The sequence below is a fragment of the Patiriisocius hiemis genome (genome assembly GCF_031846325.1).
Taxonomy (GTDB): Bacteria; Bacteroidota; Bacteroidia; order Flavobacteriales; family Flavobacteriaceae; genus Patiriisocius_A; species Patiriisocius_A hiemis.
On record NZ_JAVRHZ010000001.1, the window covers coordinates 158,157 to 181,175 of the forward strand.

Below are 23,019 nucleotides of genomic sequence, written 5' to 3' on the forward strand. Positions count from 1 at the left end.
AAATCGATTTTAAATCAATTATTTAGTTAATTACAAATACAATTCAATGAATAAATACCTATTGAGCATAAAGCTCATATTAATACTTTGCCTATCGTTACAGGCACAAACATCAGACATACAAATAAAAGTCCTAACAGAAGCTGAAAACGAGCCTTTATTGGGCGCAACAGTTTATTTTGAAGCATTAGAAAAAGGAGCAGTAACCGATTTTGATGGTATTGCAACTTTTACAGAAATACCAGATGGTCAGCATCAAATAATAATTTCCTTTTTAGGCTTTGAAGCATTAGAGACAACAATTCAAATTCCAAGTAATACAGCGTTAGTCTTTAAATTAAAAGAAGGTGGTAATCAATTAGATGCTGTAGTACTGCAATCTTCAAGAAGTACGAGAACCGTTAGAAAAATACCGACACGTATAGAGTTTATAGGTGCAGAGGAATTAGGAGAAAAAGCAATAATGAATCCTACTAATATTTCTATGGTGCTTCGAGAAAGCACAGGAATACAAATGCAACAAACATCATTAAGTAGTGGGAGTACCAATATTCGTATTCAAGGTTTAGATGGTAGGTACACACAGCTTTTAAGAGATGGATTTCCATTATATGGTGGTTTCTCAAGTGGGTTAAGTATTTTACAAATACCACCTTTAGACTTACAACAATTTGAAATTATTAAAGGAAGTTCGTCAACACTTTATGGTGGAGGTGCTATTGCAGGATTAGTAAATATGGTATCTAAAACACCAGATGAAGAACCTGCATTAGATATTATGCTAACTCAAACCCAAGCGTTAGGAAGTACTGCCAATGTATTTTATAGCAAACGAAATGAAAAATTCGGTGTATCACTTTATGGTTCTGGTCATTACCAAAAAGCATACGACCCAGAAGATGATGGCTTTAGTAACCTACCAAAAACAACATCAATTTCATTCAATCCAAAATTATTTTATTATCCATCAGATAAAACAACACTTTGGTTTGGATTAAACGGAACGTACGATGATAGAATTGGTGGAGATATTACCAAAATTGAAAGTGGTGAAGAAGGTATTCATCAATATACAGAAGAAAACAATTCAAAACGATTAAGCAGTCAATTGGTATATCAAACACAATTAGATTCCGTTAGTTCAGTAGAGTTTAAAAATAGTGTCTCTTTTTTCGATAGGAATTTAACCGTTCCGGATTTCAATTTTGATGGCAAACAAACAAATACGTTTACTGAAATCACATATAATACAGCATCAGAAAAAACGGATTGGATAGTTGGAGCTAATCTTTATACCTCAAATTTCGATGAAAATGATAACGCACCACTACAGAGAGACCAAAAAGATGTAACCTTTGGCGCATTTGCAAATAATATTTATGATTTATCAGATAATTGGATATTAGAAACAGGATTAAGAGCAGATTATAATACGGATTTCGGTTTCTTTCCACTTCCAAGAATTTCATTACTTTATAAAAACAATAGTGGATTTTCAAGTAGAATTGGTGGAGGTTTAGGGTATAAGATTCCTGATATTTTTACAGAAGAAGCAGAGTATATTAATTTTGAAAATGTCCTCGCCATAGATAAATCAACAATAGATGCAGAACGTTCTTATGGTGTTAATTTCGATGTAAACTATCAAACACGATTATCTGATGAGATTGGTTTTTCTATAAACCAATTATTCTATGTGACTGCAATAAATGATGGTCTACTTTTAAATTCTGTAGATAACGGTTTATTTCAGTTTGAAAATGCACCAGATGAAATCTTTAGCAAAGGAGCAGAAACCAATATTAAATTTACTTACAAAGACTTTAGATGGTTTTTAAACTATGCGCTTATTGATACCAAACTAAATTATTTACCTGGTAATCCACAGAAGCCATTAACCGCAAAACACAACGCAGGTAGTGTATTAATGTACGAATCTGAAAAATGGCGAATTGGTTACGAAACCTTTTATACAGGAAAACAGTTTTTATCTAATGGAACCGAAACTACAGACTTTGTAACTATGGGTTTATTGGTTATGCGTAACTTTAAATTAGGAAGTGTATTTGTAAATTTCGAAAACTTTACAGATAGAAGACAAAGCAGATTTTCACCTTTGGTTTTACCACCACACGACAATCCTGTTTTTCCAGAGATTTATGCACCTACAGATGGTTTTATATTTAGTGTAGGACTTATTATTAAACCATTTGGAAACGAAGACCACGATTAAATATGGAAACAATAGAACAAGTATTTGAGTCAAAAAATATTCGTGTTACAGCAATGCGTATGTTAATTTATAAGTTTCTTGCAGAAAAAGAGATAGCGGTAACATTAAGTGATATTGAAAATGCTTTTGAAAAAGCAGATAGAACTACCTTGTACAGAACTATTAAAACCTTTGAAGAAAAGGATATTGTGCATCAAATTGACGATGGTACAGGGATTACAAAATATGCTTTATGCGAAAAGGGATGTAATTGTGATATAAAAACCGATTTGCACTTACATTTCCATTGTAACAATTGCAATGAAACCGTATGCTTAACAGAACATAAAATACCGCAGATTAAAGTACCTGATGGTTTTGTGTCAGAGAATGTAAATTTGGTGGTAAAAGGTATTTGCGATAAGTGTAGTGGCTAATTATTGCACTTCCATTGCACTTGCTATTAAAGTACATTTATCCAAAATTAGAGGATATGAAGTTTAATACTAAAATACCTAAAAATCTAAAACAGGCGTATAACGAAGAATTAAAAAAACACAGTTCCTGTTTAGAAAATAAACAATTTGGTGATGCTTGGTATCATTTAGAACGCAGTCATATCATAGGTCAATCTTACCCAATAGAACATACCTATTCACATTGGTTAATGCTAAAATTTGGATTTAGACAAAAAGATACGAAAGAAGTAATAGGTCAAATAATTAGATTGCTTTTGGGTGGCTGGAAATCATTTATAAATCACGTTCCACTTGGTAATACAGGTGGAGCAAACGTGCCACCATTAAAACGTATGCCTATTCCAAATGACATTGAAATATTATTAGAAATTAAATGAAAAAAAAGAAAGTCAATTTAAGAGATTTAAAACCAAATTCAGAAGAACAACATTCTCACGATGATGGTCACGACCACGGAGATGGAAGTGCATTCAAAACATACATTCCTGCTATCATAAGTTTTGTAATGTTAATTGTAGGTATCGCTGTAGATTATTTTGATGCGATTCCTCAATTTGAAGGATGGATTCGAGTAGTTTGGTACACTTTGGCATATATTCCAGTTGGATTTCCAGTAATCAAAGAAGGATGGAAAAGTCTTATAAAAGGCGATGTTTTTACCGAGTTCTTTTTAATGTCTATTGCTACTATTGGTGCATTTGTAATTGGTGAATATCCCGAAGGTGTTGCAGTAATGCTATTTTATGCAGTAGGTGAATTATTTCAAAATGCAGCAGTAAACAGAGCAAAAGGAAATATTAAAGCCTTGTTAGATGTTAGACCAAAAGAAGCTAATGTGTTTCGTAATGATGACTATATAAGTGTGTCGCCCGAAGATGTGAATATAGGAGAGAAGATTCAAATAAGAGTAGGTGAAAAAATACCGTTAGATGGGGTTTTATTATCCGAAAAAGCAGCTCTAAACACCGCAGCTCTAACAGGCGAAAGCAAACCAACTTCCATCTTAACAGGAGAAAAAGTGTATGCAGGCACAATCAATTTAGAAAGTGTTATTGAGGTTGAGGTAACCAATAAGTTTGAAGATAGTTCTATTGCGAGAATATTAGACTTGGTTCAAAATGCGACAGCACGCAAATCTAAAACTGAGTTATTTATTAGACAGTTTGCTCGTATCTACACACCAATTGTAGTGTTTTTAGCTATTGGTGTTACTTTTATACCTTACTTTTTTGTAGATGATTATGTCTTTAGAGATTGGTTATACAGAGCATTAATTTTCTTGGTAATATCTTGTCCTTGTGCGTTAGTGATTTCAATTCCATTAGGATATTTCGGTGGATTGGGAGCAGCTTCAAAAAATGGAATCTTATTTAAAGGTGCTTCATTTTTAGATGCAATGACCAAGATAAATACTTTGGTAATGGACAAAACAGGAACCGTAACTAAAGGTGTTTTTAAAATCAAAGAAGTAAAAGCAATTGATTGGAAAGAAACCGAATTTATGCAATATTTAATGGCGATGGAAGAACAATCCACGCATCCAATTGCTAAAGCAATTTTAGAGTATAAATCAGAAGGAGAAGATTTTGAAGCTCAAGACGTTTCTGAAATTGCAGGTAAAGGATTAAAAGGAATTGTAAATAGTAAAACAGTTTTAGTAGGTAATAAAGCATTAATGATTGCGAATAATATTAATGTTCCATCTGAAACGGAATCTATTGTAGAATCGATAGTATTAGTTGCAATCGATAATCAATTTGCAGGTTATATAGTCATAGCAGATGAATTAAAGGAAGATGCAAAAGAAACTATTACATCATTACACAAAGTAGGTATCAAAAATATTATGATGCTTTCCGGTGATAAAGATTCCATCACGCAACAAGTCGCTAAAGAGTTGAATATCGAAAATGCTAAAGGTGGTTTACTTCCAGAAGATAAATTAAACGAAGTTGAAATTTTAAAGAAAAATCCTGAAAACAAAATAGCCTTTATAGGTGATGGTATAAACGACGCACCTGTTTTAGCAGCAAGTAACGTTGGTATTGCAATGGGTGGTTTAGGTAGTGATGTAGCTATTGAAACAGCAGATGTCATTATTCAAACAGACCAACCATCAAAAGTAGTGAGGGCTATTAGGATTAGTCGTTCTACACGTAAAATTGTTTGGCAGAATATCATTTTAGCATTTGGTGTTAAAGTTATTGTCTTGATTTTAGGAGCAGGTGGTTTAGCCACAATGTGGGAAGCTGTTTTTGCAGATGTAGGAGTAGCATTATTAGCAATTTTAAATGCAGTTCGATTACAACGAATGAGTTGGGATTAAGCAGATTAGTCAATTAAACTTCTGTTAAACAAAATCAATAGTTGTTAAAATTTCGTAACTTCGCAAACAGTATGAAGCAATTTTTCCATAAAATAATGTCTTTAGCAATGGCTTTTGTAGTGTTATTCTCTACAATGTCATTTACTGTGAATATGCATTATTGCGGAGAAACTTTAGTCGAAACTGCTATTTTTCAGAAGGCCAAAGGGTGCGGAATGGAAATGGAAAAGCCTTCAACCGAAGGATGTTCTATTACCAAGAAAAATTGTTGTGATGATGAACAATTATCAATTGAAGGTCAAGACGAATTACAATTGCAAGTTGATAAAATTACGATTGATCAACAACTATTTATAACTTCTTTTGTTTACACTTATAGTAACCTTTTTGAAGGGTTAAACACAAAAGTATCTTCATACGAAGCATACAAACCACCACTCGTCGTCAGGCAACTCTATAAGATTGACGAGACCTATTTAATTTGATTTTTAAACTATAGACTCTTTTATCCTATGACTGCAATGTTGTAAGGATAATTTGCTGTATTCGGTGTTTACCAAACATCAATGTCTAATTGTTTAATTATCAAAGCTCATGCTAAATAAAAGCATAAAATATTTAATAGAAAATAAGCTCGTTGCAGTTCTGCTACTCGTCCTTTTTGTAGGTTGGGGAACAGTCAACGCACCATTTAACTGGGACACAGGATTTTTACCAAGCAATCCTGTTGCTGTAGATGCCATACCAGATATAGGTGAAAACCAACAAATCGTATTCACCAAATGGGATGGTCGCTCACCGCAAGATATAGAAGACCAAATCACCTATCCTCTTACCACTTCCCTATTGGGAATTCCAGGAGTTAAAACCATTCGTAGTTCCTCTATGTTCGGCTTTTCAAGTATCTATATCATTTTTGAAGAAGACATAGAATTTTACTGGAGTCGAAGTCGTATTCTCGAAAAACTTAATTCATTACCAAGTGGCTTATTACCAGAAGGTGTTAATCCTGCGTTGGGTCCAGATGCTACAGGATTAGGTCAAATATTTTGGTATACGCTTGAAGGTCGTGATGAAAACGGAAATGTAACTGGTGGTTGGGATTTACACGAGTTACGCAGTATTCAAGATTACTATGTAAAGTATGCGCTATCGTCTGCAAGTGGTGTATCTGAAGTCGCTTCTATTGGTGGTTATGTTCAGGAATACCAAGTGGATGTGAATCCAGAATTAATGCGTCAATATAATATTGGATTGCATCACGTCGTAAAAGCGGTAAAGGAAAGCAACAAAGACATTGGTGCACAGACTTTGGAAATTAACCAAGCCGAATATTTAGTTCGTGGTTTGGGTTATGTAAAATCCATTTCCGACATCGAAAATGCAGTAGTCACTTCCGAAGATTATACAGCAATCAAAATCAAAGATATTGGAAAAGTCTCTTTAGGTCCTGCAACACGACGCGGTCTATTGGATAAAGAAGGTGCCGAAGTTGTTGGTGCTGTTGTGGTGGCTCGCTATGGTGCAAACCCAATGGAAGTCATTAATAACGTAAAGGAAAAAATTAATGAATTAAGTGCTGGATTACCTTCAAAAGTTTTGGCAGATGGAAGAACATCACAAGTTACCATAGTGCCTTTTTATGACAGAACAGAATTGATACAAGAAACTTTAGGTACACTCAATGAAGCCTTAACTCTTGAAATATTGATTACCATTTTGGTTATAATCATTATGGTGTTTAATCTTCGAGCTTCTGTCTTGATTTCAGGATTATTACCAGTTGCAGTTTTAATGGTATTTATTGCAATGAAACTCTTTGGTGTAGATGCCAACATTGTCGCATTATCTGGGATTGCAATTGCTATTGGTACAATGGTCGATGTTGGTGTCATACTATCAGAAAATATTATTCGGCATTTAGACGAGAATCGTTCCCACGAAAGTGGGAATCTCATCCCAATTAACACAGTAGTCTATAACGCAACAGCTGAAGTATCTGGCGCAATCGTAACCGCAGTTATGACAACTATTATCAGTTTCATTCCTGTATTTACAATGATTGGAGCGGAAGGAAAACTATTCAGACCATTAGCCTTCACAAAGACTTTTGCACTAACAGCCTCTATAATAGTAGCGTTATTTTTAATTCCGCCGTTTGCTGCATTTTTATTCAGAAAGAAAAACATTAAAAGCACTTTTAAATATGTTTTAAATGGTGTTTTAATAGCATTGGGAATCGTAGCCATAGTCTATGGGTATTGGTTAGGGTTGATATTAATAGCGTTTGGAATTACAGCACTTCTCAATCTTCAAAATAAGATAACAGACAAGCAAACTAATCTTATCAATATTATTATTTCGGTATCAGCTATTGTGTTCTTGTTAGCCGAATACTGGAGACCATTAGGCGTTGATAAAACCATTTTTTGGAATCTCATTTTTGTTAGTATTATTTGCTTTGGTTTATTGGGTGTTTTCTCATTATTTATAAAATATTACACACGTATTTTAAGGTGGTGTTTAGATAATAAACTATTGTTTTTATCTGTTCCGACTGCTATTGTCATCGCAGGATTTTTTATAATGAAGAATACAGGCAAAGAGTTTATGCCATCTTTAAATGAAGGCTCATTTCTACTAATGCCAACCTCGATGCCTCATTCTGGCGTAGAAGAAAACAAACGTGTTTTACAGCAATTAGATATGGCAGTAGCCAGTATTCCAGAGATTGAAACCGTAGTTGGTAAAGCAGGTAGAACAGAATCAGCTTTAGACCCAGCACCACTATCAATGTATGAAAACATCATTCAGTACAAACCAGAATATATGCTAAATGAAAATGGTCAACGCCAACGCTACAAAGTCAATGATGATGGTGAATATGTGTTAAAAAACGGAATGTCATTGCGAGCGGAACAGAGTGAAGCGTGGCAATCTCTTAAAGCAAAAGAACAACTCATTCCAGACGATGATGGCGAGTTCTACCGTAATTGGCGACCAGAAATACAGTCACCAGACGATATTTGGAATGAAATCGTAAGAGTTACAAAGTTACCAGGTGTTACTTCAGCACCCAAACTACAACCTATTGAAACCCGATTAGTGATGCTTCAAACAGGAATGCGAGCACCAATGGGAATTAAAGTAAAAGGTCAAGACCTAAAACAAATTGAAGCGTTTGGTGTGAAATTGGAAAACATCATCAAAGAAGCTAAAGGGGTTAAAAAGGAAGCTGTTTTTGCAGACCGTATCGTAGGGAAACCCTATTTGTTAATTGATATTGATAGAGAAAAAATTGCACGTTATGGTATTTCAATACAAGATGTACAAGATGTACTTAAAGTTGCAGTTGGCGGAATGGTATTAACCCAAACCGTTGAGGGTAGAGAACGCTATGGTGTGCGTGTACGATACCCAAGAGAATTAAGAGCAAACCCAACCGATTTACAACAGATTTATGTGCCTGTTGAAAAAGGTAGTCCTGTGCCATTAAGCGAATTGGCAACTATAAGATACGAACAAGGTCCGCAAGTAATTAAAAGTGAAGATACCTTTTTGGTAGGTTATGTCTTGTTTGATAAATTAGATGGCTTTGCAGAAGTAAGCGTTGTTGAAAATGCACAAGCATTGATTCAAGAAAAGATAGATTCTGGTGAGTTAATTGTACCAAAAGGAATCAACTATGCATTCACAGGAACTTACGAAAATCAATTAAGAGCAGAAAAAACCTTGTCGGTTGTTGTACCGTTAGCATTGGCAATCATTTTCTTAATTCTGTATTTCCAATTCCGTTCGGTTGGTACGTCCTTAATGGTATTCACAGGTATCGCAGTAGCGTTTGCAGGTGGTTTTATAATGATTTGGCTCTATGGTCAAGGTTGGTTTTTAAACTTCAATGTCTTTGGTGAAAACCTACGCGATTTATTCCAAATGCACCCAATCAATTTAAGTGTTGCAGTTTGGGTGGGCTTTATTGCTCTTTTCGGAATTGCAACGGATGATGGTGTAGTTATGGCAACGTATTTAACGCAAACTTTCGATAGAAACATACCAGATAATAAAAAGGAAGTAAGAGCATCTGTTGTAGAAGCAGGAGAAAAACGTATCAGACCTTGTTTAATGACTACTGCTACTACCATTTTGGCATTATTACCAGTATTAACCTCTACAGGACGAGGAAGCGATATTATGATTCCTATGGCAATACCAAGTTTTGGCGGAATGCTCATTGCCTTAATCACTTTGTTTGTTGTACCAGTATTGTACAGCTGGAAAGCCGAATTTCAACTTAAAAGAACATCAAAATGAAAAATATAATTCTAATAATCAGCATTTTGTTTGTTTCCGCTTTCGCGAAAGCACAAGAGCTTCAATCCTACATTCAAGAAGCAGAATCAAACAATCCAGAAATTCAAAAGTTTAAGTTGCAATATAAAAGAGCTTCAGAAAAAGTAAATGAAGTGAATACCATTCCGAATACCGAATTTGGAGTTGGTTATTTTGTGAGTGAGCCAGAAACACGAACAGGTGCACAACGCTTTAAAGTATATGCTAAACAAATGTTACCGTGGTTTGGGACTATTACTTCGAGAGAAAATTACGTGAGTTCATTGGCAGATGCTAAATACGAAGACATTGTCATCGCAAAGCGAAAACTAATGGCTTCGGTATCACAATCCTATTATAATCTATACGCTAACAAAGCAAAGCAAGAGGTTTTAACTGAAAACATCAAACTATTAGAAACTTATGAAACGTTGGCATTAACTTCTGTAGAGGTTGGTAAAGCATCCGCAGTAGATGTGTTGCGATTGCAAATGCGTCAGAACGAAATGCAACAAGTAAAAGATGTATTGCAACAACAGTTTTTAGCAGAACAAACTAACTTCAATAATCTATTGAATAGAGATAATGATGTTACCGTGAATGTGGTAGATAGTTTAGTTATTCCATCAGATGATTTTGAAGTTAATACTGAAAGTTTAGCATTACATCCTGAATTATTGAAATATGATAAACTATACCAATCCATAGAGCAATCAGAATTATTGAATCAAAAAGAAAGCAGTCCAATGATTGGTTTTGGATTAGATTATATCAATGTTGCTGAAAGACCAAATATGGATTTCAGCGATAACGGAAAGGATATTGTAATGCCAATGGTTTCGGTATCTATCCCAATTTTCAATAAGAAATATAAATCCCAAACCAAACAAAATGATTTGCAACAGCAGGAAATTACTGCTCAAAAACAGGAACGTTTAAATTCATTGGAAACTCTTTTAGACAAAGCGAATAACGAACGCATTTCTGCAAGAATAAGTTATGCTACCCAAACCAAAAACCTACAGCAAGCCAAAGATGCAGAAGACATTTTAATCAAAAGCTATGAAACAGGAACGATTGATTTTAATGATGTTTTGGATATTCAAGAGTTGCAGCTAAAGTTTCAAATGAACCAAATAGAATCTGTGAAGACCTACTATGTGCAAAGTACAATCATTAATTATTTAATTCAGTAAAACAATGACACACACATATCACATACACGGAATGACCTGCAACGGTTGTCGCAGTCACGTTGAGGAAACGCTCTCTAAAGTAGGAGGTGTTTCAAAAGCAACAGTCGATTTAGATAAGGCAGAAGTTACCATAGAAATGGAATCACACATACCTATAGAAACATTTCAAGAAGCCTTAAAAAAAGATAGTGATAGATACACTATCCATAATCAAGGTGAACATCATCATCATCATACCAAAGGTAAAAAGGAAAAGCAACAAAAAGGGAAAGGCACAGGCACATTTTATTGTCCTATGCATTGCGAAGGCGATAAAACTTATGATAAACCAGGCGATTGTCCTGTTTGCGGAATGGATTTGGTGGAAGAACAAAATCTATCAGCAACTTCAAAGGAACAATGGACGTGTCCTATGCATCCAGAAATTGTCAAAGACGAAGCAGGTTCGTGTCCTATTTGTGGGATGGATTTAGTGCCAATGGAAGCAGATAGTTCAGCAGAAGAAAAAACGTATAAAAAGCTATTAAAGAAATTTTGGATTGCCACAGCATTTACCTTGCCCATTTTCTTAATGGCTATGAGCGAAATGCTCAATAACAATCCGTTGTACGATATAATGGAACAGAAATATTGGAACTGGATTCAGTTTGTTTTATCCATTCCAGTTGTCTTTTACGCTACGTGGATGTTCTTTGAGCGTGCTTATAGAAGCATAAAAACGTGGAATCTCAATATGTTTACACTTATTGGAATCGGTGCAGGTGTGGCTTGGTTATTTAGTGTATTTGGGATGTTGTTTCCAGATGTATTTCCTGAACAATTTAAAACTGAATCAGGCGCAGTTCACGTCTATTTTGAAGCAGCAACAGTTATTCTAACGTTAGTGCTTTTAGGTCAGTTGTTAGAAGCTCGTGCCCATAGTAAAACCAATTCGGCAGTAAAAGAACTGTTGAAATTAGCACCTAATAAGGCCATAAAAATAGTAGATGGTGAAGAAGTTGAAGTCAGTATTGACGAGATAGAACTTAATGATATTCTAAAAGTGAAACCAGGTGATAAAATTCCTGTGGATGGTGTGATAACTGAAGGCGAAACAACTATTGACGAATCTATGATTACAGGAGAACCTATTCCTGTAAACAAAACTCAAGAAGATAAAGTAAGTAGCGGAACAATAAATGGCAATCAATCCTTTTTAATGAAAGCTGAAAAGGTAGGTAGTGACACTTTATTATCACAAATCATTCATATGGTGAATGATGCAAGTAGAAGTCGTGCACCTATTCAAAATTTAGCGGATAGAGTTTCGGGTTACTTCGTGCCAGTTGTAGTAATCATTTCGATAATCACATTTATAGTATGGTCTATTTGGGGACCAGAACCAGTTTATGTGTATGCGTTTGTGAATGCAATTGCAGTACTAATCATTGCGTGTCCTTGTGCTTTAGGTTTAGCAACACCAATGTCTGTAATGGTTGGTGTGGGTAAAGGTGCTCAAAATGGTGTATTGATTAAAAATGCTGAAGCTCTTGAAAAAATGGATAAGGTAAATACGCTTATCGTTGACAAGACAGGAACAATTACCGAAGGAAAACCAACAGTTGAAACCGTTGGAGCTTTTAATGATGCTTTAAGCGAAAAAGAAGTGTTACAATACATCGTGTCATTAAATACAAATAGCGAACATCCTTTGGCAGAAGCGACAGTTAAATATGGCAAAGAACACAACGCAGAAATTTTAAAGTCCGAAGATTTTAGTGCAGTCACAGGAAAAGGTGTTGAAGCGACCATAAAAGATAAAAAAGTAGCATTAGGTAATCCTAAAATGATGGAATATGTGAAAGCAGAAATTGCTTCTAAAATGAAAGACGAAGCGAAATCTTACCAAAAACAAGGCAAAACAGTTTCTTATTTGTCAATAGATGGAACCGTCGTTGGATATGTAGTTATAGGCGATAAGATAAAAGAAACAAGTGCTAAAGCCATTAAAGCACTTCAAGATAAAGGGATTGATGTAATAATGCTTACAGGCGATAATCACGATACCGCACAAGCAGTAGCATCAGAACTAAATCTTGCAGATTTTAAAGCCAGTATGTTACCAGAAGACAAACTCAAAGAAGTAGAGAAATTACAAGAAAACGGAAAAGTAGTTGCTATGGCAGGTGATGGTATTAACGATGCACCAGCATTGGCTAAAAGCGATGTTGGTATTGCTATGGGAACAGGAACAGACGTAGCAATTGAAAGCGCAATGATAACACTCGTAAAAGGCGATTTAAACGGAATTGTAAAAGCAAGAAATTTAAGCGATTCTGTAATGAGAAACATTAAGCAAAACCTATTTTTCGCGCTTATCTATAACACATTAGGTGTGCCTATTGCAGCAGGTGTGTTGTTCCCATTCTTCGGAATATTACTCTCGCCAATGATAGCGGCTTTAGCTATGAGTTTTAGTTCGGTTTCGGTTATTGGTAACGCACTACGATTAAGAACGATTAAAGTATAACTATAAATCAAATGATTATGGAAAATCCAAAAGAACACTCAAACAAAGGAAACTACAAAACCTTCTTTATAATGCTGGCTTGCTCATTTGTAGCAATGTACATCACAATGTATTTAAACACCTATTCCATAGACCACGTATGGTTTAGTCTAACACGTTTCTATATGACGTGTTTAGGAATTTCAACAATGGCAGTTATAATGTGGTTTTTTATGCGAAAAATGTATAATGATAAAAAGAAGAATATTGCCATACTTGCAGGTAGTTTTATTCTGTTTGTTGGTGCATTAGGATTGGTAAGAACACAAGCACCCATTATTGGTGATGTCCTTTGGATGAAAGCAATGATACCACATCATTCTATCGCTATTTTAACAAGTGAAAGAGCAGATATTCAAGACCCAGAAGTTAAGAAATTAGCAGAAGACATCATAAAAGCACAGCGTAAAGAAATAGAAGAAATGAAAGCAATGATAAAAAGATTAGAAAATGAAAAATAATAAAATTGTCATATACATAGGCTTACTCGTAGTAGGTGTGTTATTGGGGTGGTTGCTTTTTGGTGGCTCATCAAATAAAGAAACAGACCATAATCACAATGCGGTTGCAGAAACCAATCAAATGTGGACGTGTTCTATGCATCCACAGATTATGAAACCAGAACCAGGTGATTGTCCTATTTGTGGTATGGATTTAATTCCTGCGGAAAGCGGAAGCGATGGCTTAATGGCAGACCAGTTCAAACTAACAGAAAATGCGATGGCATTAGCCAATATTCAAACAACCGTTGTGGGTAAAGGCAATGCAGAAGGCAATACCATAAAACTATCTGGTAAAATTGCTGAAAACGAAGAAGCCAATGCAGTACAAGTAAGTTATTTCGCTGGAAGAATTGAGCGTTTGAATGTGAGTTTTACAGGCGAAGAAGTTCGTAAAGGTCAATTATTGGCAACCATTTATTCGCCAGAACTCTATGCAGCACAACAAGAATTAATTACAGCAGCATCTTTAAAAGAATCACAACCTGCTTTATACAAAGCAGTCCGTAATAAACTGAAATTATGGAAGCTCTCTGAATATCAAATCAATCAGATTGAAGAAACTGGAAAAGTGAAAGAAAACTTTCCTGTTTATGCAACCTTTTCGGGTACTGTTACAGAAAAATTGGTAGAGCAAGGCGATTACATTAAACAAGGTCAACCCTTATTAAAAATTGCCAATCTAAACACAGTTTGGGGAAATTTTGATGTGTATGAAAATCAGATTGACCGCTTTAAAAAAGGACAGGAAGTGATGATAACAACCAATGCTTATCCTAATAAAGAGTTTAAAGGTAAAGTAGATTTCATTGACCCAGTTTTAAACACGAAAACAAGAACAGTAACCTTGCGTGTGGTTCTAAACAACAAGGATGATGTATTTAAACCAGGAATGTTTGTAACCGCAAATATTGAAGGCAGTACAGCTAAAAATGACGAAGTATTAACAATTCCTACATCTTCTGTGTTATGGACAGGTGAACGTTCTGTGGTGTACCTTAAAACAAATCCAGACCAACCTATTTTTGAAATGCGTGAAATTAAATTAGGCAATCAAATTGGTAATGAATATGAAGTTGTAGAAGGTTTATTTGTTGGAAATGAAATAGTGACTAACGGAACATTTACAGTTGATGCAGCTGCACAATTACAAGGCAAAAAATCTATGATGAATAAAGATGGTGGTAAAGTAATGACTGGACACGAAGGACATTTAGGTATGGATAACAATGCATCCAACAAACAAACTGACCACACCAATATGAATGAGCGTTTGGAAGTATCAGAGAAATTTCAACAACAGTTAAATAGTGTTTACAATGAATATATCAATTTAAAAGATGCTTTAGTAAAAGAAGATTCAAAAAGTACTTCAACAAGCGCATCAACTTTACTAAACAATTTAACCAAAGTAAATATGAAATTGTTGTCAGATAATAAGGCGCATAACCATTGGATGTCATTAGAAAAGGAAATAAAATCTTCAGCGACCTCAATTTCTGAAACGTCAGATATAAAACTTCAAAGAAACCATTTCAAGCATTTGTCATCACATCTAATCAATGCTGTTCAACTATTTGGTGTAAATGAAAAAGTCTATTTAGAATTTTGTCCAATGGCAGATAACAACAATGGTGCGTTTTGGTTAAGCAAAGAAGAAAAAGTAATCAATCCATACTTTGGCGAAGCAATGCTAACCTGTGGTGAAGTAAAACAAATAATAGAATAATAAATCAAGTAATAACAATTAAATTTTAAACAATGAAGAAAGTAATTTTAAGTGTAGCTGTAATAGCAGCATTAGGTTTCACAAGTTGTAAAAACGAAACCAAAAAAGAAACAGAAACCACAACTACTGAAATGTCAAAAGATATGGCAATGACAGACCTGTCTTTTGGTGTAAGAGGAAATTGCGGAATGTGTAAAAACACTATCGAAAAAGCAGCTAACGGTGTTGAAGGTGTTGCAAGTGCTAATTGGGATGTCGATAAAAAGAAGATTGATGTATCTTTTGATGATACAAAAACCGATGCAATGGCAATCCATAAAGCAATCGCAGCTTCAGGTTATGATACCGAAAAAGTAGCAGGTGATGAAGAAGCATATGATGGTTTACCAGGTTGTTGTAAATACGACCACGAAATGATGATGAATCAATCAGGTGAAACAAAAAGTGATGACCATTCAAATCACGACCATTAAGCAATAATGAAAGAGTCTTTTTCGGAAGGCTCTTTTTTATTCCCCACAACCCAAAATCCAGTTTTTTCGTACCTCAAAATCCTCTGTCTTTTGTGTTGTTCCGCTCACCTAACAAGTTTAGCGTTTTTTTGTCTTTAAGGTAATAGCATATTACAGCTTTGGTTTTCATAAAATCAAACCAAACTGCAATAAGCTATTCTGTTATTATTATATCATAAAACCCTAAACTCACCCAAGCTATGTTACATAATACAAGTTATAGTAGCAAAAATCCTTTCAAGGGTTTGCTAACGCAGTATTCTTATATTTTCGTAGCTATAACTGGTATTATGTAAAATATCCGCTTATCCCACGCTCAAATTGGAACTTCAAAGAAAATGACGTTATCTCATTCAACTGCACAAAATCATCGTTAAGTCCAAGTATTCCTTACCTCAAATCTTTGTTTGCTTCATTTCGTTAACTTTCATTTTAGAACAACTTAACAAGTAATAAAGTATGATAACAAAGACAATACAAATTCAAGAAATTACAGTAGATGAATTGGCGGATAAAGTAGCAGACAAGCTATTAGATAAGATAAAACACTATTTAGATGATTTGCACACTAATGAAAGTGATGTATATCTAACAAGACAAGAAACAGCAGATTTTTTAAAAATTAATATTACTACACTTTGGCATTGGACAAACAAGGGTAAAATAAAAAGCTATGGTATAGGCAATAGAAGATATTACAACAAGCAAGAAATAATTGCATTACTAAAGAAGAATGAGTTGAGGTAATAAAATAAAAAAGAAAGCAAATATAGGTAGCTTCCATCAGCCAACGCTCAATACTGTAAAGGTCAAGCCCTACGGGTTTTGAATAAAACTTTTTTTAAGTAGCAATCGTAAAAGGTTTCAAGATTTTAGAGTAAAAAACTTTTACCCAAAAACCTTGACAGCATCATCCACGCTACCTTTAACATTGGCTGTCTTTTTTCTTTTCTTCAAAAAAATTATGGCAAAAGAAAAAGCCCTACAATAAAAACTATAGGACTCTTTCAGCTTCAAAGGTCAGAATGAAACTATGCTACTTCTACGATATTTAAAACGTTATATGCGCCATTTTTAAGCGGATACTGAACACCGTTAATCTCTTGGAAGAACTCAACTAATAAAACGAATATATCGTTTCCTGTGCCTGTTGGAACACCTGCAGGCGTTAGTGTTTGCGTTGCAGAAGTTGAATCAATCGGAATATTTACAGTTGGACTGTATGCGATTGCGTTATCTGTTGTGTCAAAGTCAACTTTTAGAAATGCTGAACTTAAACTTACGTGTGTTGCGCCACTTGGATAAGCAATATCATTTGCAGGCGTTAAATTTGGGATAGTAATTTCACCTGTTGCACCATCTACAGTAAACGGAGCGAATAAAACAGCACTTAAAATGGCTCTATTATTGAAATCCAAGCCTTTTAATGTGGCTTTACCTTCTGGTGTTGCTAATCCTGTAGCGACATTTCTTTGTCCTCTTACAGAGGTTGTATCAAAGTTTTTAATTTGTGTCATTTTTTGAGTAACACGACTTGAAACTCGATTGTCTTTTGCTCTAATCATTAAGTTTCTAACTGACGTTCTCAATAACTTACCAGATGATGCAGAACTTCCAAATTCTGAACCGTTTTCACGAGTACGTTCAAACGCAGGGTCATTTTGAATACGCTCTTTAGAAACACCGCCTTTAGTTTTTACTAAATAACCCTCTTTTGCTTTGTAAAAAGTTAGATTGTCTAACGTTCCTTCTAACTTGATAATACCTTTCAATTTTGCCATAACTAATACATTTTTTGATGATGAATATCAAATATACGAGCTATTGACTATCAATATATTAGAGTGCTTCCGTAGTGTTTATAAGTTGCCAAAACTTCCGTTTTAGTTAGTTTTTTCAATGGGATATTAGTCGTATATTGTATATAAGTGCTTTATAGCAACGGTATAGATAAAGTATAGTTAGAGTATTAATTTTAAATTTAAAGTGAATGAGTAGAATCTGTATTTACCCTAAAGACGTGCAGGTAGTAACAGGAAAGAGTGAGCGTTATGGCAGAACAATAATCAAAGCGATTAAAGAACGCCTTAACAAAGAAGCTCATCAGTTAGTTACTATCGATGAATTTTGCGACTTTATGGGCTTTGAAATCAGTAAAGTACAAGGATTAATCAAGTAAATTCCTTATCTTTACTACAAGGTTTAAAGGTGACCTATTAGGTGACCCAACAATGGTACAGGACTGAAACAGTAATAAATAAAGGCACTACGAAAGAGGTTCACTTACCTCTTTCTCCGCAAAAGAAACCCGTAACGAAAGTTGCGGGTTTTGTGTTTTTAAAACATTGCCAGCAAAAGTTTATAAAAAGAAATAAAAAAACACCCTAACACAGATAGCTGCGTAAGGGTGTTTTAATAAATATGTTTTTAAAATTATGTAGTTAACGGTGTGCCTTTTAACCGTTTTTCAATTTTCTTTTTCTTTTCGGTAAGGCGTTTCATCACGTCCATTAATTTAGCGTCTTTATTTTTCTTATAGAATTCATTAATAGCCAAAATAAGTCTTTTTGCTTCTCTAGAGGCAGCGACTCTATCGCTCGTGGACATGTGGCTCATTTTAGATTTCTCGAAAGCTGCGGCTTCTTTTAATAAAACTTCCATAGTAATTTTTGTTTAAATTTGCGCTAATCTAATTAAACATGACGATTTTTACAGCCATTTTATATTGATTTTAACAATACTATCATTATATAAATCTTTACCATTTATATAATAGGAATTGGCTTCTTGTTATCGTCTACCGCAACAAACGTAAAATATCCAGTAACCACCTTGTCTCGCTGCTTACTGTACATGTCTTCCATAAAGATTTCAACCTTTACAACACAACTTGTTCTACCTACTTTATCTACTCGTGCTACTAGCTCTACAATACTTCCTTGTGGGATAGGAGTGGAGAAGTCAATTTTATCTGTCGATACGGTTACTACTTTTTTTCGGCTAAAACGAGTAGCACAAATAAAAGAAGCCTCGTCCATCATATGCAAAGTTGTCCCACCAAATAGGGTGTCGTAATGATTAGTGGTGTTAGGAAAAACTGCCTTAAAGATTCGGGTTTCACTTTTATTCTTTAGTTGTTCAAGCGTTGCCATAGGTATTGCTTATTTCTATACAGGGTTTTATTATCTAATCTGAGACGTTATACCCCTAAACGATTTGTATTTTTGTATTTCCAAAAGTACAGCTAATATGAGTATAAATACTATTGAAAAACTAAAATGGCGTTATGCAACTAAGAAGTTTGACTCAGCTAAGCTACTCCCTGAAGCTAAAATAAACACCTTAAAGCAGGCTTTTAATCTTACTGCTACTTCCTATGGATTACAACCCCTAAAAATGATAGCGATACATAACAAAACGCTTCAAAAAGAATTGGTGCCACTTACTATGGAACAACAACAAGTAGCAGACGCTTCACATGTGTTGGTATTGTGTACAGAGACTAGTATTACATCAAACTATATCCAGTCTTACTTTAAAAAGGTGGCAGATACCAGAAAAACACCTAAAGAAATTTTAAACCCTTTTGAAACATTTCTAGTTGAAAGCTTTTCTGAAAAGCCAGATGCAGAAGTTAAAACATGGATGCAAAAACAAGCCTATATTGCATTAGGTAATTTACTTACTATTTGTGCTTTTGAAGAAATTGACGCTTGCCCAATTGAAGGTTTTGATCCACTTGCATATGATGAAAAACTACAACTTAAAGAAAAAGGACTAGAATCTGTGCTAGTGCTAGCAGTTGGGTATCGAGCTAAAGACGATACTTTTTCTAAAATGAAGAAAATTAGAAGAGGAGTAGATACTGTGGTTATTAATATGTAACAATAATTACTAACACTTTTTAAGAACATTTTTTAAAACTATAACATTTAAGGCTGTGCTTTTGTGATATCATTGTAAAAATCTAGCCTTTATATTGTATACATTTAAGTGAACTTAAAAATAATTAATATGAATACTACAGAATTAAAGGGAAAATGGAATCAAGTAAAAGGAAATGTTAAGCAAGAGTATGGTATCTCATTTAACGATGATGAAAGCTTTAGTGAAGGAAAATATGAAGAGATGGTAGGAAAAATCCAAGAGAAGACCGGAAAGGCTAAAGAGGATATAAAAAAAGAAATAGGTTCTTGGTTTAACTAAAAAATAATTAAATATCAACACAAATAAAAAGCCCGCAATGAAAATTGCGGGCTTTAATGGTTAAAATGGAATATATGTTATAGTACTTTTACGTTTATAGCGTTTAATCCTTTTCTTCCTTCTGTTAGATCGAATTCTACTGCATCACCTTCACGAACTTCGTCGATCAATCCAGAAATGTGTACAAAATGTTCTTTGTTTGTTTCGTCTTCAGTAATAAAACCAAAACCTTTGGTGTCATTGAAGAACTTTACTGTTCCTTTACTCATTGTAATAAATTAATTTAATTAAAGTGCAAAGGTACACTAATTTATACCAAATAGGCTATTTATCTTATTTATTATAAAGAAATTACAATTTGGTTGTTCAAGATATCATCTAACGTTTCCCTTTTTCTTATTAAATGTGCTGTCTCATTGTACCATAAAACCTCAGCTGGGCGATATCGAGAATTGTAGTTACTCGCCATAGTAAAACAGTATGCACCTGCATTAGAAAAAGAAATAATGTCACCTTCTCTAATTTCGGCAATACGTCTATTATTTGCAAACGTATCCGTCTCACAAATATACCCTACAACACTATAAAAACGTTCTCTTCCATTTGGATTAGAAATATTAGTAATATTATGTTGAGAGCCATATAGCATTGGCCGTATAAGATGATTAAACCCGCTATCTATTTGTGCAAATACGGTAGAAGTGGTTTGTTTTACTACATTAACTTTGGCAAGAAATTGCCCAGCCTCACTTACTAGAAACTTTCCAGGTTCAAAGGCAAGAGTTAGTTGTTTACCATATTCTTTACAGAAATCGTTAAAGCGTTTAGTTAGTTTTTTACCCATCTCCTCAACATTAGTTTCAATATCACCTTCTTTATAAGGTACTTTAAAACCACTACCAAAATCTATAAAATCTAAGTTTTTAAAATTCTTAGCTGCTTCAAACAAAATTTCAGAAGCGTATAAAAACACATCAATGTCCAGTATATCACTTCCAGTATGCATATGAATTCCATTAATATGCATGCCAGTATTCTCTACAATACGATTAATATGAGGTAATTGATGGATAGAAATTCCAAACTTGCTATCAATATGTCCAACCGAAATATTAGTATTACCACCCGCCATAACATGCGGATTTATTCTAATACAAACTGGGATGTTTGGGTGTTTAGTTCCAAACTGCTCTAGGATAGAGAGGTTGTCAATATTAATTTTTACCCCAAGTTTAGCGGCAACTTCAATTTCCTCAAGCGAAACTCCATTAGGGGTGTAAATAATATCCTTAGGATTTGCTCCCGCCTTTAGCCCTAATTGGACTTCTTGTATAGATACTGTATCTAATCCAGCTCCTTGTTTCAGTAATAATTTTAAAACCGAAATATTAGATAATGCCTTTACTGCATAATGAATTTTAACCTGTTTGACACCCTTAAAAGCATTTTGTAAACGTTTGTATTGTGCTTCAATTTTTGAAGCATCATAAACATAAACTGGGCTACCAAATTCTGTAGCAATTGCCAAAAGGTCTTTGCGTGTCATTACATTAAATTCTTTTAATTAAAAATAAGCGTCAAAAGTAATAGCTATTTCTTCATTCTTAATTAATAAAAACTTAAAATTTGTGTTTTCTTTTTTCTGAAAGAATTTTGAAGTGATTAATGCTAACAAATTCATTTTAATTACTAAAACATTTGTTATTTTTGTGCTTCTTAAAATTGAAATATTTCATATATGAACTTACACGAATATCAAGGAAAAGAAATACTAAATAGTTTTGGAGTAGAAATCCAACGCGGTATTGTTGCTACAACACCAGAAGAGGCTGTAAATGCAGCAAAAAAACTAACCGAAGATACAGGAACAGGATGGCACGTGATTAAAGCACAAGTACATGCTGGTGGGCGCGGAAAAGGTGGAGGAGTAAAACTCGCTAAGAGCCTTGAGGATGTAAAGAGCATTGCAAATGATATTATTGGAATGAACCTCATAACTCCCCAAACAAGTGCAGAAGGTAAAAAAGTACATCAAGTACTTGTTGCAGAAGATGTTTATTATCCAGGGGATAGTGAACCAGAAGAGTATTATATGAGTGTTTTATTAAACCGATCTACAGGTAGAAACATGATTATGTATTCTACTGAGGGAGGTATGGACATTGAAACAGTTGCTGAAGAAACACCACATTTAATCTTCCATGAAGAAATAGATCCAGCTACAGGTTTATTGCCTTTTCAGGCTAGACGTGTTGCATTTAACCTTGGATTAAGTGGGCAAGCATTTAAGCAAATGACAAAGTTTGTTATGGCATTATATAAGGCATATACAAATAGTGACTCTTCTTTATTTGAAATTAATCCAGTATTAAAAACAAGTGACGACCGTATTATAGCAGTAGACGCTAAAGTAAGTTTAGATGACAATGCGTTATTCCGTCATAAAGATTATGCAGCAATGCGTGATGAAAGGGAAGAGAATCCAGTTGAGGTTGAAGCTAAAGAAGTAGGTTTAAACTACGTAGATTTAGATGGTAATGTTGGATGTATGGTTAATGGAGCAGGATTAGCAATGGCAACTATGGATTTAATTAAGCAAGCTGGCGGAGAACCTGCAAACTTTTTGGATGTAGGAGGTACGGCAGATGCAGAACGAGTAGAAGCTGCTTTTAATCTTATTTTAAAAGACCCTAACGTAAAAGCAATCTTAGTAAATATTTTTGGTGGAATTGTGCGTTGTGATAGAGTAGCACAAGGAATTGTAGATGCCTATAAAAATATGGGGACTATAGAAGTACCTATTATCGTTAGGCTTCAAGGTACCAATGCAGATATCGCTAAAGACTTAATTGATAATAGTGGGCTTGATGTACAAAGTGCTATTGAGTTTCAAGAAGCAGCAGATAAAGTACAAGCTGTATTAGCTTAAGCAAGAGAAATAATAAAATAAAAAAAGCCTTACTATTATAGTAAGGCTTTTTT

21 protein-coding genes are annotated in these 23,019 nt (G+C 34.4%); 16 read left to right on the plus strand and 5 right to left on the minus strand.

Annotated elements, in window-relative coordinates:
• Positions 1 to 46 precede the first annotated feature (46 nt).
• The 12 genes from RM538_RS00745 to RM538_RS00800 all read left to right on the plus strand — a co-directional run bounded on the left by RM538_RS00745 (position 47) and on the right by RM538_RS00800 (position 16,578).
• Positions 47 to 2,233: a TonB-dependent receptor gene (locus tag RM538_RS00745; protein WP_311331478.1), complete on the plus strand. Its 2,187-nt coding sequence runs from the start codon at positions 47 to 49 to the stop codon at positions 2,231 to 2,233.
• A 2-nt stretch (positions 2,234 to 2,235) separates the two neighbouring features.
• Positions 2,236 to 2,649 (plus strand): Fur family transcriptional regulator, encoded by a 414-nt coding sequence (locus tag RM538_RS00750; protein ID WP_311331479.1) that lies wholly within the window; start codon positions 2,236 to 2,238, stop codon positions 2,647 to 2,649.
• A gap of 56 nt (positions 2,650 to 2,705) precedes the next feature.
• Positions 2,706 to 3,068 carry a DUF3703 domain-containing protein gene (locus tag RM538_RS00755; RefSeq protein WP_311331480.1) on the plus strand — a complete coding sequence of 121 codons (363 nt, stop codon included), beginning with the start codon at positions 2,706 to 2,708 and terminating at the stop codon, positions 3,066 to 3,068.
• Entirely contained in the window at positions 3,065 to 5,017 is a 1,953-nt protein-coding gene (locus RM538_RS00760; RefSeq protein WP_311331481.1) for a heavy metal translocating P-type ATPase, read from the plus strand. Before RM538_RS00755 ends, RM538_RS00760 begins: the two co-directional genes overlap by 4 nt.
• 71 nt (positions 5,018 to 5,088) lie before the next feature.
• Complete coding sequence (locus tag RM538_RS00765) at positions 5,089 to 5,502, plus strand: HYC_CC_PP family protein (protein WP_311331482.1); 414 nt, start codon at positions 5,089 to 5,091, stop codon at positions 5,500 to 5,502.
• A gap of 109 nt (positions 5,503 to 5,611) precedes the next feature.
• Entirely contained in the window at positions 5,612 to 9,328 is a 3,717-nt protein-coding gene (locus RM538_RS00770; protein WP_311331483.1) for an efflux RND transporter permease subunit, read from the plus strand.
• The gene (locus tag RM538_RS00775; RefSeq protein ID WP_311331484.1) at positions 9,325 to 10,542 is read left to right on the plus strand and encodes a TolC family protein; all 1,218 of its coding nucleotides are present in this window, start codon (positions 9,325 to 9,327) and stop codon (positions 10,540 to 10,542) included. Before RM538_RS00770 ends, RM538_RS00775 begins: the two co-directional genes overlap by 4 nt.
• Positions 10,543 to 10,546: 4 nt before the next feature.
• A complete protein-coding gene (locus tag RM538_RS00780) occupies positions 10,547 to 13,051 on the plus strand; it encodes a heavy metal translocating P-type ATPase (protein ID WP_311331485.1) in 2,505 nt (834 codons plus the stop codon).
• 17 nt (positions 13,052 to 13,068) lie between these two features.
• Complete coding sequence (locus RM538_RS00785; RefSeq protein WP_079738446.1) at positions 13,069 to 13,551, plus strand: DUF305 domain-containing protein; 483 nt, start codon at positions 13,069 to 13,071, stop codon at positions 13,549 to 13,551.
• On the plus strand, positions 13,541 to 15,319 hold the full coding sequence (locus RM538_RS00790; RefSeq protein WP_311331486.1) for an efflux RND transporter periplasmic adaptor subunit: 1,779 nt from the start codon (positions 13,541 to 13,543) through the stop codon (positions 15,317 to 15,319). Before RM538_RS00785 ends, RM538_RS00790 begins: the two co-directional genes overlap by 11 nt.
• A 32-nt stretch (positions 15,320 to 15,351) precedes the next feature.
• A complete protein-coding gene (locus tag RM538_RS00795) occupies positions 15,352 to 15,792 on the plus strand; it encodes a heavy-metal-associated domain-containing protein (RefSeq protein WP_260096168.1) in 441 nt (146 codons plus the stop codon).
• A gap of 498 nt (positions 15,793 to 16,290) precedes the next feature.
• The gene (locus tag RM538_RS00800) at positions 16,291 to 16,578 is read left to right on the plus strand and encodes a helix-turn-helix domain-containing protein (RefSeq protein WP_311331487.1); all 288 of its coding nucleotides are present in this window, start codon (positions 16,291 to 16,293) and stop codon (positions 16,576 to 16,578) included.
• 284 nt (positions 16,579 to 16,862) lie between these two features.
• On the opposite strand, the gene RM538_RS00805 is transcribed toward RM538_RS00800, so the two are convergent.
• Positions 16,863 to 17,612, minus strand: a complete 750-nt coding sequence (locus tag RM538_RS00805) for a hypothetical protein (protein ID WP_311331488.1) — start codon at positions 17,610 to 17,612, stop codon at positions 16,863 to 16,865.
• Between the two features lie 209 nt (positions 17,613 to 17,821).
• Between RM538_RS00805 and RM538_RS00810 the strand changes: the two genes are divergently transcribed.
• On the plus strand, positions 17,822 to 18,010 hold the full coding sequence (locus tag RM538_RS00810) for a hypothetical protein (RefSeq protein ID WP_035325018.1): 189 nt from the start codon (positions 17,822 to 17,824) through the stop codon (positions 18,008 to 18,010).
• A gap of 254 nt (positions 18,011 to 18,264) precedes the next feature.
• On the opposite strand, the gene RM538_RS00815 is transcribed toward RM538_RS00810, so the two are convergent.
• Positions 18,265 to 18,492, minus strand: coding sequence for a hypothetical protein (locus RM538_RS00815; RefSeq protein ID WP_311331489.1), 228 nt, complete (start codon positions 18,490 to 18,492; stop codon positions 18,265 to 18,267).
• Positions 18,493 to 18,596: 104 nt separating this feature from the next.
• Positions 18,597 to 18,983, minus strand: a complete 387-nt coding sequence (locus RM538_RS00820; RefSeq protein WP_311331490.1) for an acyl-CoA thioesterase — start codon at positions 18,981 to 18,983, stop codon at positions 18,597 to 18,599.
• A gap of 97 nt (positions 18,984 to 19,080) precedes the next feature.
• On the opposite strand from RM538_RS00820, the gene RM538_RS00825 reads away from it, so the two are divergent.
• Positions 19,081 to 19,716, plus strand: a complete 636-nt coding sequence (locus tag RM538_RS00825; protein WP_311331491.1) for an NAD(P)H-dependent oxidoreductase — start codon at positions 19,081 to 19,083, stop codon at positions 19,714 to 19,716.
• 129 nt (positions 19,717 to 19,845) lie between these two features.
• Positions 19,846 to 20,037: a CsbD family protein gene (locus RM538_RS00830; RefSeq protein ID WP_311331492.1), complete on the plus strand. Its 192-nt coding sequence runs from the start codon at positions 19,846 to 19,848 to the stop codon at positions 20,035 to 20,037.
• A 77-nt stretch (positions 20,038 to 20,114) separates the two neighbouring features.
• Here the strand turns inward: RM538_RS00830 and RM538_RS00835 are convergent, their stop codons facing one another.
• Positions 20,115 to 20,306 (minus strand): cold-shock protein, encoded by a 192-nt coding sequence (locus tag RM538_RS00835; RefSeq protein WP_311331493.1) that lies wholly within the window; start codon positions 20,304 to 20,306, stop codon positions 20,115 to 20,117.
• A 71-nt stretch (positions 20,307 to 20,377) separates the two neighbouring features.
• Positions 20,378 to 21,583 (minus strand): diaminopimelate decarboxylase, encoded by a 1,206-nt coding sequence (gene lysA, locus RM538_RS00840; protein WP_311331494.1) that lies wholly within the window; start codon positions 21,581 to 21,583, stop codon positions 20,378 to 20,380.
• Between the two features lie 192 nt (positions 21,584 to 21,775).
• On the opposite strand from lysA, the gene sucC reads away from it, so the two are divergent.
• Positions 21,776 to 22,966 (plus strand): ADP-forming succinate--CoA ligase subunit beta, encoded by a 1,191-nt coding sequence (gene sucC / locus RM538_RS00845; protein WP_311331495.1) that lies wholly within the window; start codon positions 21,776 to 21,778, stop codon positions 22,964 to 22,966.
• Positions 22,967 to 23,019: the final 53 nt, after the last annotated feature.